10 protein-coding genes are annotated in these 11,616 nt (G+C 29.5%); 4 read left to right on the top strand and 6 right to left on the bottom strand.

All coding sequences use genetic code 11. The features are described 5' to 3' along the window. Both Q0352_RS04705 and Q0352_RS04710 read left to right on the top strand, forming a co-directional pair. The coding region (locus tag Q0352_RS04705; protein ID WP_299524381.1) for a hypothetical protein at positions 1-393 on the top strand (393 nt) is incomplete at its 5' end. A 1-nt stretch (position 394) separates the two neighbouring features. Next, positions 395-2,098, top strand: a complete 1,704-nt coding sequence (locus Q0352_RS04710) for an AarF/UbiB family protein (RefSeq protein ID WP_299524383.1) — start codon at positions 395-397, stop codon at positions 2,096-2,098. Positions 2,099-2,158: 60 nt separating this feature from the next. Here the strand turns inward: Q0352_RS04710 and Q0352_RS04715 are convergent, their stop codons facing one another. Next, positions 2,159-2,764 (bottom strand): hypothetical protein, encoded by a 606-nt coding sequence (locus Q0352_RS04715; protein WP_299524385.1) that lies wholly within the window; start codon positions 2,762-2,764, stop codon positions 2,159-2,161. A gap of 183 nt (positions 2,765-2,947) precedes the next feature. Next, positions 2,948-3,790 (bottom strand): universal stress protein, encoded by an 843-nt coding sequence (locus Q0352_RS04720; RefSeq protein ID WP_299524387.1) that lies wholly within the window; start codon positions 3,788-3,790, stop codon positions 2,948-2,950. A gap of 158 nt (positions 3,791-3,948) precedes the next feature. Here Q0352_RS04720 and Q0352_RS04725 point away from each other — a divergent pair, with 158 nt between their 5' ends. Then, positions 3,949-4,242 carry a hypothetical protein gene (locus Q0352_RS04725; protein ID WP_299524390.1) on the top strand — a complete coding sequence of 98 codons (294 nt, stop codon included), beginning with the start codon at positions 3,949-3,951 and terminating at the stop codon, positions 4,240-4,242. Between the two features lie 354 nt (positions 4,243-4,596). On the opposite strand, the gene Q0352_RS04730 is transcribed toward Q0352_RS04725, so the two are convergent. The 4 genes from Q0352_RS04730 to Q0352_RS04745 all read right to left on the bottom strand — a co-directional run bounded on the left by Q0352_RS04730 (position 4,597) and on the right by Q0352_RS04745 (position 10,800). Beyond that, a complete protein-coding gene (locus tag Q0352_RS04730) occupies positions 4,597-5,100 on the bottom strand; it encodes a hypothetical protein (RefSeq protein ID WP_299524393.1) in 504 nt (167 codons plus the stop codon). A gap of 10 nt (positions 5,101-5,110) precedes the next feature. Next, positions 5,111-5,632: a hypothetical protein gene (locus Q0352_RS04735; protein ID WP_299524396.1), complete on the bottom strand. Its 522-nt coding sequence runs from the start codon at positions 5,630-5,632 to the stop codon at positions 5,111-5,113. A gap of 4 nt (positions 5,633-5,636) precedes the next feature. Continuing rightward, positions 5,637-8,360: an AAA family ATPase gene (locus tag Q0352_RS04740; RefSeq protein ID WP_299524399.1), complete on the bottom strand. Its 2,724-nt coding sequence runs from the start codon at positions 8,358-8,360 to the stop codon at positions 5,637-5,639. A 196-nt stretch (positions 8,361-8,556) separates the two neighbouring features. Then, on the bottom strand, positions 8,557-10,800 hold the full coding sequence (locus Q0352_RS04745) for a transglycosylase domain-containing protein (RefSeq protein WP_299524401.1): 2,244 nt from the start codon (positions 10,798-10,800) through the stop codon (positions 8,557-8,559). A gap of 462 nt (positions 10,801-11,262) precedes the next feature. On the opposite strand from Q0352_RS04745, the gene rsgA reads away from it, so the two are divergent. Beyond that, a partial coding sequence (gene rsgA, locus Q0352_RS04750; RefSeq protein ID WP_367274592.1) for a GTPase RsgA occupies positions 11,263-11,616 on the top strand: 354 nt, incomplete at its 3' end.

The raw sequence follows: 11,616 nt of genomic DNA on the forward strand, positions 1-11,616 counted from the left end.
AGTGCATATAACTTCTTAATTATGAAAACTAAAACAATATTAGAACTGCTTACTTTAAGTTCTAGCATGTACTTTTTAGCAAAAGAAAGTGAACTTTTTGAACGAATTAAAGAATTGTCAGAAAAAGGAAAAGATGAAATTAATAAAATTGTTTCAGAATCTCAATTGGATGAAAATGGAAATGAATTAGAATTTGTTGATAAGATAATTCTTAAAACTCATGAACTTAAGGAAGAATTAGATGAGAAAATTGAAGATCTTGTAATTAAGTTTTATAAAAAAATAAACGTAGCACATTTAGATGAAATTAAAGCGCTAAATGAAAAGTTAGAAAAGGCTGATATGGCCATTGCATTATTGGAAGCTCGATTAAATAAGTTAGAAGCAAAATAAAATGGGAATTTTAACTGGTATTAGAAAAAATTTCAAATCTATCTCCAGATACAATCAAATTTTAAGAGTCTTATTAAAATATGGATTTGAAGATTTGGTTTATTACTTGGACGAAAGGAAACAATATACATTTTTCCATAAACTAATTCCAAAAGCTTCCAGAAAACATGCGCTTTTATATACCAAATGGGCCAAAATGAGGTTGGTATGCGAAGAACTTGGACCTACTTTTGTGAAGTTTGGACAAATATTAAGCAATCGTCCAGACTTAATCCCAATGGAATTAACTTTAGAGTTAGAAAAGCTTCAGGAAAATGTTCCATCAATGTCTCAAAACGAAGCTAGAAAAGTTGTAGAAAGCGAATTAAATGGCTCAGTTGAGGTCTTATTCGCTTGGTTTGAGCCGGAACCTTTTGCATCAGCATCAATTGCTCAGGTGCATAAAGTAACCTTGCATTCAGGTAAGCGCGTAGCCTTAAAAGTACAACGAACTGGCATATTTGATATTATTGTTGAAGATATTAAAGTCATGTATAAAATCGCCGAAGTTTTAGAAAATAGAATTCCTTCTATAAAAAGTTTTGACCCAGTTGGATTGGTTAAACATTTTGAATATTCCATACTTAAAGAACTCGATTTTATAAATGAGTCAATCAATGTAGAGCGTTTTTATAACAACCTTCAAACAGATAAAACAATAGAGCAGTTTGCAAATGCTCCAAAAGTATATAAAGAATTTACCACTTTAAAAGTTTTGGCATTAGAGTTTATATCGGGTATAAAAATTGATAAAATACATGAATTAAACAAAAAGGGATTTGACACAAAAGTAATAGCTAAAAGACTGGCAATTAGCTATTACAAACAAATATTCGAATATGGTTTTTTCCATGCTGATCCTCATCCAGGAAACTTATTAGTGCTTCCTAATGGGCATATAGCTTATTTAGATTTTGGTATGATGGGTAGCATGTTACCAAGAGACATTAGCATATTTAGCAAATTATTTATTGCCATTTCAAACAGAAATGTTAAAGAAATTATTAAAGCACTTCAAAAACTTTCAAATACTGTTGTTATAGCAAATATGAGAGATTTAGAATTTGACATCAACGAATTTGTTGAGAAATACTATGTTAGAGATGTTCATAAAAATGAGATGAGCACTATTCTGCTAGAGCTTAAAGATATTATTATGAATCATGGTTTAAAAGTCCCAACTTATTTTTTCCTTTTTGCAAGATCTTTAGTTACGCTTGAGGGTGTTATTGAAAAGCTAGATCCTGATTTTGAGCAATTAGAAATAGTCCGCCCATATTTAATACAAAGTAGTAAAAGAAGGTTCAATCCAATGATTATTGGGAAAAAGGTTGTGAATTCAATTATTGAATTAACCGATTACATGGAAGATTTCCCATCAGATCTAAAAAATGCCATTAGAAAAATAAATTCAGGTCAAATAAAAGTAGATTTAACCCATAAAGGAATTGATCCTTTAAGATACACAATTCGTCGTGTAACAAAACAACTAATTACAGCCTCTATTATGGTTGCTTTAATATTAAGTGCTTCTCTTTTTATTATTTATGAAGTTCATCCTTTATTGAAAGGTATTTCAGTGATTGGTATGACTAGTTTTTCATTGGCTGTAATTTTAGGAATTAGAATGCTAATGAATATTAGAAAAGAGGATTATGATTATTAATTCTGATAAACAAAAAAAGTACAATTTTACAGTTGTACTTTTTTTGTTTAAAGTTAAATACTAAGCCTTTGAAAAAGCTTTTTTGAAATGAACAAATGCTTCTGAAATTTCGTTCTGAAAATGTTCTAGCTTGGTTTCTTCTTTTTCTTTTTTAGAAAATTTCACTTTAAGTTTATCAATAAACGAATTAAATTCTTCTTTCCCTTTTTCAAAAGAACTTTCTGTTTCTTTTTTATCTTTTTTTAACTTTTGTTCCAAAATCTCTAACTGAATTTTAAATTGTTCCAATTCAATTAGTGTTAAGGCATACATTCTGTTTAAAGTTTCATTACTTTTAATTTTAACTTCAATTTCATGTATTGTCGAAAGCAATTGTTTTTTTTGCTTTTTAAAAACCTCTTTGGTTTCAGCTTTACCTAAAACCAATTGTACACGAAGCTCATCAAACTTAGTGTTAATTTCTTCAATTTTTACTTTAAGAATCTTTATTGTATGCTCACTATCGTGAATGAACAGGTTGAATTTCTTTTTAGACTCTTCGTACTTGTCTAGTGCTTCTGCTTTGCCTAAAGCAGTCTTAACTTGAAATTCTTCTAAGTTAACAGCTGTTTTTCTTAGCGCACTAATAACTTTATCAATAAAATGAATGTCTTGCTTATTTCCCATGATACTTAATATTTATAATGAACTTAAATTTCAGTTTAATTCTTCTAAAAAGCAATGAGCAATATCATTTTGAACAAGTATTTTAAATTAATTTTTTTTAATAAGGAAGATTTTTAGAAGTTTCTGTTTGATGTTTTTTATCTAATTCAGATTATTTACAAAACGATTTCATTTTTAATTAGTTTAATAATTAATTTCATTAAAACTTATCAATGGGATTTGGATCTTAGATTCCATTTTTTTAACTAAATCTTTATGAAATATTTTTTTAAAAAGCCCTTTTTTATCTCTTTCTAACATCGCTAATAAATCTGCTTTTACCACATCTAAATACTGTAAAAGAGTAGTATAAGTATCATCAGAAAATACGACCTCAAACTCTAAATTTTTATAAGTTACTTTTTGTGTTAAAATTTCTTTAAACCATTCCATTTCTTGTTGAGAATCAACATCTTTTTTTGAAGAAACATGTATAATTTTAATGGTAGCATTATAAATTTTGGCTATTTCAGTCAGTCTAAAAATAGCACTGATATCTTCTTCTTCAAAATCAGTAGTATAAACAATAGTTTTAATAGTATCTAAAGTTGCATTTAAGGGAATTGCTAAAATAGGACACGGCGCTTTTTCAATAAGTTTTCTGGTGGTACTTCCTATTAATAATTCTTTAAAGACTCTTTTTCCTTTCATTCCAGTTACTATCATTGAAGCATATAACTCATCGGCTTTAGAAATTATTCCTGTAACAACAGAACTATCTTCAATAGCTTCAATTTTAATGTTTAGTGAGTCAAATTCACCTTCTAAATGTGATTTGCAGAATTCTTTAAGTTTAGCATTTTTTTGCTGAATACTTTCTTCAATTGGTAATAATATAGGATCATTAAGAGTTGACGCTAATGTTGCATTATTAAATATATGAACTACCCATAAAACGGATTTTGTTTTTTTACTTAGTGCATAAGCATATTTTAATGCTGAAATTGCATTATCTGAAAAATCTGTTGCGTGTATAATAGTTTTCATTTTATGCTTTTTTAATGATCGCTGCTAAATAATTAGTAAAGTTAAAAATCACATAAAGGACAATAAATGATATCTCTCATTTTACCACGATTTATTAATGACTGCCGTCATTTTATTTGGTGAGTTGCTTTGATAATTTTTTTTATATAAAATGCTTGATGGAAAGTAATTTAACAGCTTTAAGAAACAGACCTAATGGAAGTTGTATTTTTGAAGCAAATGGACAAGAATTATACATTCTAACTGAACATTGGAAATCAGATATGTTGTTTTATAAAGAAGATTTAAATTTTTTGAATCATTTAATTGATAAATATTTTATTTGGATTTCTAAAAAAGAAGATGCAGATCTTGTAAAAAAAATAGATACCAGCATTCTTATAATAAATGTGCAATGTTCTACTTTAATAAAAGGTGCAGATGTTGCAATATATGCAATGAAGCAGCCTTAATTGCAGCTCGTAAAAAAAGTAATAAGTTGTCTTCAAATATTTTAGAAGCCATTCAATATAGAAGTTTAGATAGAGAAGGTTGGTTGGGGTAATTAGTATTATAGTTTAAAAAAGAGATTTTCTAAAAAGGGTGTTTTCCCTAAGCTAGAGCCAATACTCAGCCTATATTTGTCTCAGGAAAAAGAAATATATATTATTATTAATTAAGGGAAATTGCAAAAAAGAACCTCACAGAAATGTGAGGTTCTTTCATTAAATAACTCATTAAAAAATGAATATTCATTACATTTGATATTCAATAATATTTTTACTTTAGTTATAAGTTATTATTTATAGTCTACACTTATTGGCCCATTATTTCTTTCTTTTAAAGCAAATTGTATCTGATTTTATAGTTTTATTATCTACACTATACCAGGTTTCACATCCTTTTAACTCAAACCCATTTCCAACTGCTTCAATAAGCATGGTCCCAATACCAATCTGTCTTCGATCAGTATTTTTTGAAATTAATAGAGCAAAGCGATCCTCTATAGTACCACTCACATTGAACGTTTTTATTTCATTTTGATCAGATCCATTTTCAGTAATACTTATAGTCCATAATCCACTCAACTTATCAGCTTCTTGTTTTAAATTTAATAAACTGTATTCTTTAGAATTATCAAAGTCTTGTTTTGTTTCCCAAACGCCAGATACATCTATTCCTGTATATTTGATATTTCTTAACCATGGAATTAACCAATCTGCAAACATTCTAGAAATAAGATAGAGTAATGCTGTGGTTAAAATACCCGTAAAAATACCTATAATAATATTGTTTGTTAAAGAGTCAAATTGTATAATAAGTTCTTTCATAACTATTGTTTTATATAATTTCTGATAGATTAGATAATAGTATTAAAATGGAGCACATGCATAAAATGATGCTATAAATTAATAAGATGGTTTGAAAATGCCGAAAGTAAAATTTATAAATGGCTCGATGACCAGGAATCCATAGAATAAGCATAGAAATGAGCCCAAAAATAAAAGTATAAGATGCGTAATTTACAAACTCCTTTGTTGCGGGTTGGTTTTTGATTGTGTAAATTAATGCTGCAATAGCTAAAACGGCGGTAGCAGCAGTAAATACATTTGCCAATCTTGTATTAATTGGATTAAATAGCTCTTCTTCTTCAGCTACAGGACCAACATACCAATGGAGCAAGTTTAACAACATGTTACCAAATAAGTATACTAGATTAATAATAAATGGCAGCCAAAGTATTTTATAATCTTCCTCCATTAATTTGTAACCATCTAACTGATACCAAAAGTATAACCAAAAGATGATAGCCATTAAATATAATAAAAAGAAGTACGCTTTTTTATATTTTAAACTTTTCATAATATTAATTAAAAACCTTATAACCAATACTTTTGGTTTTCGTAGCGACTATTTTAGTTGAATCGAATTCCAACACATCTTCTAAATTCAAGGTGTTTATATTCGCTTTAGTACGTTTACTCTTAGGTAAGCTAGCCATTCTCAATTCTTGATTTCTTGTAGCTTTTTCAACTATTTTACGCATAGAACGAGCGTTTCCAAAAAATTTATTTCGTTGTTTATACAAATAGTCTATATATGTTTTTAAATGTTGTTCAGCTTTCTTTTCAACTTTCAAGCCTTTTTTAAAAAACATGTTTTTTGATATTTCCCACAATTCACTTTCTGTAAAATCAATAAAATGAAATGTTTTATCAAAGCGTGATTTCATTCCTGGATTAGTTTCTAAAAAATGCTTCATATTATCCGTGTATCCAGCAACAATAACACTAAATTTCCCTCTATGATCTTCCATTTCTTTTATAAGTGCTGCAATTGCTTTTTTGCCAAAATCATTTCCTCCATTTGTTGAAGAACCTTCAGTAATTGCATAAGCTTCATCAATAAATAAAACACCTCCCATTGCGCTTTTTATTAGCTCTTTGGTTTTAATAGAAGTTTGCCCTACATAACCAGCAATTAAATTACTACCATCGGCTTCAACCACATGACCTCTTTCTAATAAACCTAAAGCTTTATAAACTTTTCCAATAATTCTGGCCACAGTGGTTTTACCAGTTCCTGGATTTCCTAAAAATACGTTGTGCATTGAAAAAGCTTTTAAAACATCACGGTCTATATCTCTGTAATATTTAGTTAAACGGATAAGTTCTTGTACTTCCTGTTTTATCTCTGCAAGTCCAATTAACCCATTTAATTCAGTTAAAGCTTCTTCTAGTAATGTTGTGTCAACATCTAATTTAAGTCTTTCAGTTAAGTTATTTTCAACTAAATCTTCAATATCTTGTTCTTGAATGTTGGTAAGTAGTTCTTTTGTTATATTTTTTTGGTTATGCTCTCTCACTAAGCGGATACCTAAATTCATTTTAGCTTCATCAATAATAGCATGAACATAACGTGCATTTCCAAAAGTCTTATCACGTTTTCTATAGGCAGTAGTAACTACTTTTTTTATTCTTAATAATGCTTTTTTTGAAAGTTTAACAGTTTTCTTATTTGAAGCATATTTAGCGATATCAACTAGTTCAGTTGGAGTAAAGTCATTAAAGTGGTAATAATTTGTAAAACGTGATTTTAAACCAGGATTAGAGTTGATAAAACTTCCCATTTCTTTTGGATAACCTGCAACCATAATTGCAATATCTCCTGGGCCATCACTCATTTCAGTTATCAATGCTGCAATAGCCTCAGGGCCAAAATCGTTTGTAGCTCCTTCCTTAAATAACATATATGCTTCATCAATAAAAAGAATTCCTCCTCGTGCTTTTTCAATAAGTTTTTTAGTGTTCACTCCTGTTTGTCTTACATAACCTGATATTAAGTCATTGCTTTCAACTGAAAGAACATGTCCCTTAGATAGTAGCCCCATTGAATGATAAATTTGACCTAATAGTTTTACTACAGTTGTTTTACCAGTCCCAGGGTTTCCTGTAAACACACTATGCAATTTTATTTCACCATTTTCTTCAATACCTTTTTGTTTTCGAATTTTTATATAGGTTGCATAGTCTATATATTCTCTAATTTTCTGTTTGATGTTTGTAAGACCAATTAGTTTATCTAGTTCCCCAAGTAATTCATCAATAGATTTATTTTCTATAGGTTGCGTATAATTTAAAACTGGGGGAGAAATTTCAGGTTCTTCAACTACCGGTTCAATAGTAGTTTCATCAACTGATTTTTCATCAACAACATTTAATTCTTGTGGATCAAAATCCTCTTCTAATATAGCACCATAATCGGCAACTCTCACTAACAAATCATCACCAATACTAAAAGGAATGACAGACACAACAGTATCCATAAAAACAACTTCTACACGGTAATTATCTTTAAGCCAAATACTTGTATCTTTACTTCCCCAGCCACCTATAATAATGTAAGATTCTCCAACACCATTCTTAGGAGTAACATAACCAATATTACCTGAAACGCCTATTAACAGACCAGAGTCATCATAGTAATTAAAAATTAATTCACATAACCATTCTTTTTCTATATTATTAATAAACTCAAATTCCGTCATAATATAGCGTGTGTGCTTGTACACAAACTGCTTAAAATACAAACGGTCTTGTAAATTTTGCTCTTCACCATTGGTTTCATATGTTTTTAAAGCAACTACTTTAAAATAAGGGTTATTTGTTGGTGTTACAATTCCAACATCCTCAATATGAAATTTTGTAGACTCTATATACTCATCATCAATATAAACTTCCCATAGATAATCACCTTTTTTCCAATAACCTCCATGCTTATCTGCCCCCCAACCGTAATCACAAATAACTGTATTAATGTCTTTTGTAATAGTATATTCTTTGGTATTTACACAAAGCTCATTCGTTTTTTTATCACCATCAAGACTAAAAGCTTTAAAAGTAATTGTTGTTTTCCAATCTTTTTCATCAAAAAGTTTATTGTAAAACTCTAAAGCAACGCCTAAATAGTTGATTTCATTTTTATCGAATACTTTTCTGTAACGCCTAGTGTTATTGATAGTTCTGTCCCAAGCATATGTATTTAGACTGATAATTTTGTAATGCTTGCCGTTCTTTTTATTAAACCACATAAAAGATTTTTAGAATGATTAATAAGCAATGGGGCAGGTTTAGCTTAAAAGTAAATTATAAAATACAAGAATCTACTGATAAAAATCAGTTAACTTAATTTACATCTATTCCAAATAATGCTATTTCATTTTCACCCAATTTATTTACTTTAAAATGTATTGGCTGTAATATCTAATTTACAAACGTAAATTGCAGTTACTGGTTTCTTTTGAAGAGTTTATCAAAGAATGATTTCTTTACAAGTTTCTTCTCTTTTTTATCCTTATCCGCATCTGTCTTAGCTTTATTATTAAACAATCTATTGAAGAAACCTTCAATACCGGTTTCACGATAAGGTTCACATTCCATAAAGGAATAATCAGCATCTGGAAATGCAAATGAAGTGAGATACTTTTTTCTTAATGCATCATCTTTTTCAATTCCTTTTATCACTTGAGCAACAATAGGCAAAGCTAAAGATGATCCTGAACCCTTACCACTGTAAAAGTGAACATCTGGTTTACTGGCGCCTACCCAAGTACCTAAGACCAAATCAGGCGTATATGCAACAAACCAAGCATCAGAATAGTTTTGAGCGGTTCCTGTTTTACCTGCAAGATCTGCTTTAATTCCATATTGGCTGCGTATTTTAGTTCCGGTTCCTTGATAAATTGCCTGTTGTAAAATAGCTGTTATCATCTGACTTGTTTCAATACTAAAAACTTCTATAGGTTTAGGATTATCTGCAATGTACAAGATGTTACCCTTAGCATCCGTAATTTTATCAATCATTAGCAGCTCATTAGTTTGACCTTTATTAGCGAAAGCACCATAAGCTTCTACAATTTCAGCAAGGGATAAATCGAGCGTACCAAGGGCTATGGATGGCGCATCATTTTTAGTTAATGGAAAATTTAGCTTTTTACAAATATTGAGGAGGTTTTCTCTTCCAAGTTTAAAGTACAAATCAACTGTTGGAAGGTTCATAGAATGGGTTAACGAATACCACAAAGCAACGTTGCTATTAGGAGTTGAAATATGATCAAAGTTTTTTGGTTCCCAATTCTCAAATTCCGAATATATTTTTTCTTCATTTTCAAGATATGAACAAGCTGTAAAACCATTTTCAAGTGCTGTGGCATATAAAATAGGTTTAAAAGCAGAAGCAATTTGCCGATGAGAAAGTACCATATCAAAAGGAAGTGTTCTGAAATGGTTACCTCCAACCCAGCTAATGACTGCTCCGTTTTTAGGATTAGAAATTAGAACAGCAGCATTTAACATCTTATAATAATGCCATAAACTGTCGATTTTGGTAATGTTTTTGGCTTGCATACCTTCCCAATCAAGCACCTCAACATTTCTTTTTAGTAAGTCCTTAGCTTGAGTTTTCTGCTTTTGTTTAGCATACCATTGTTTTTTAAATTGATGGTTTTCAAGTTCTTTATCGAGTATTTGTTGCATACTGGTTAGCTGCTTTTTAATCGCATCAGATGCCAACTCTTGAACTTGCATATTTAGAGTGGTATATATTTTTAGCCCATCTTTTTCTAGGTTATATTCTTTGCCGGTACTAGTATTGACAGTTTCCAACAACTCCAATGTTTTCTTCTTTACCTGATAAACAAAGTAACCTGTTGTAGCTTTTAAATCAACGTTTTCATAATCTAGCTTAAGGGGTGATTTTTGCAAACTATCAGCAACTTTGGCTGATAAATAATGCTGTTTTTCCATCAAATTCAAGACTAAATTTCTACGATCTAAGGAATTTTGAGGATTTAATCTGGGATTGAAATAAGTGTTTGCTTTTAATAAACCTACCAACACAGCAGATTCTTCTACCTTTAATTGCTTGGCCGATTTATTAAAATAACGGCGTGAAGCCGCTTCTACTCCATAAACATTTTCTCCAAAAGGCACAGAATTGAGGTACAACAGTAAGAGTTCTTCTTTGGTATAAATATTTTCGATTTTGGATGCAATAATTAGTTCTTTTATTTTGCTAACAGGAAGACTTAAAATTCCATAATTATTACGACCATAAAGATTTTTAACTAATTGTTGTGTCAGGGTACTCCCTCCGCCACTACTAGAATTACCCAAAAATACACTTTTTAATAAAACACGAAAATAACTTTTTGTGTCATATCCTTTATGTGTATAAAATCGCTTATCTTCAGTTGCAATCAGAGCGTTTTTAAGATGCTCCGGAACTTCTTCCCAAAGAATATTCGTACGGTTTTCTGCAAAGAATTTTCCTATCAAAATATTGTCAGAAGAAATTACTTGTGATGCTTCTTCATTGCTGATTGATGTTAAAGTATTTTTATCAGGTAAAGACCCAAAAACACCAAAGTACACCAGTAAAAACAGCAATCCTATTGATAGGATTACTGTAGTTATAAAAATAGCAAAGTATTTAAGAAATTGTTTGATGAAAATTTGAATTTTAAGCTGCATAAATTTAATTCTAATGGTAGTTATAAAAACGGTGAATTTTTAAAAAAAGTGTCAAGGATTTAAATTCTTGACACTTTTTTAAATTCAAATAATATTCTAAAACAAGTTATAGAATTTATTTTTGAGGTACTACATCAATAATAACGGTTCTATTATAAGAACGTTCTTCGGGTTTTGTTATTTCTGAAGACGGTTGATTTATGACAGCATCTCTTGTAGTACAAATAACTAAGAATATTATTGTAAAATTTTTTAATGGAGAGCAATTCCTTTAAACGAAGAAATCCCATAACTTTAGGCAATAGAAATTTTTCATAAAAACTTAAAACCATATTTATCGTTAGATGATTTTAAAATGTTTATAACTAAGAAATTAAATGTAGTCTATTTTTTAAACTATATTTGTTGCTGTATTTTAATAGTTAATTAGGCTAAAATCAATTAATATATCTTTTTAATATAGTGAAAGGAATTGTTACAAAATCTACAGGGAGTTGGTATACCGTTTATATAGAAAATGGTAAAAGGATAGATTGTAGATTGAAAGGAAAATTCAGGATGAAAGGAATAAAAAGTACAAATCCTGTTGCTGTTGGAGACCAGATAAATTTCGAGTATGAAGAAGGTAAAGAAACAGGTGTAATTAATAAAATTTTTGAACGAAAAAATTATATCATCCGTAAATCAGTTAACTTATCAAAACAAACACATATTATAGCTTCAAATATTGATATTGCTTTTTTGTTAGTTACCATTGATAATCCGCCAACTTCACCGGGTTTTATAGATCGTTTTTTAGCTACTGCAGAAGCATAT

The sequence above is a fragment of the uncultured Lutibacter sp. genome, assembly GCF_937891065.1.
Lineage (GTDB): Bacteria > Bacteroidota > Bacteroidia > Flavobacteriales > Flavobacteriaceae > Lutibacter.

Excerpts from the sequence above, each read along its gene's own strand:
- Q0352_RS04735 (WP_299524396.1), bottom strand. The coding sequence starts at position 5,632 with ATGAAAAGTTTAAAATATAAAAAAGCGTACTTCTTTTTATTATATTTA.
- Q0352_RS04745 (WP_299524401.1), bottom strand. The coding sequence starts at position 10,800 with ATGCAGCTTAAAATTCAAATTTTCATCAAACAATTTCTTAAATACTTT.
- Q0352_RS04720 (WP_299524387.1), bottom strand. The coding sequence starts at position 3,790 with ATGAAAACTATTATACACGCAACAGATTTTTCAGATAATGCAATTTCA.
- Q0352_RS04725 (WP_299524390.1), top strand. The coding sequence starts at position 3,949 with ATGGAAAGTAATTTAACAGCTTTAAGAAACAGACCTAATGGAAGTTGT.
- Q0352_RS04740 (WP_299524399.1), bottom strand. The coding sequence starts at position 8,360 with ATGTGGTTTAATAAAAAGAACGGCAAGCATTACAAAATTATCAGTCTA.
- Q0352_RS04730 (WP_299524393.1), bottom strand. The coding sequence starts at position 5,100 with ATGAAAGAACTTATTATACAATTTGACTCTTTAACAAACAATATTATT.
- Q0352_RS04715 (WP_299524385.1), bottom strand. The coding sequence starts at position 2,764 with ATGGGAAATAAGCAAGACATTCATTTTATTGATAAAGTTATTAGTGCG.
- Q0352_RS04710 (WP_299524383.1), top strand. The coding sequence starts at position 395 with ATGGGAATTTTAACTGGTATTAGAAAAAATTTCAAATCTATCTCCAGA.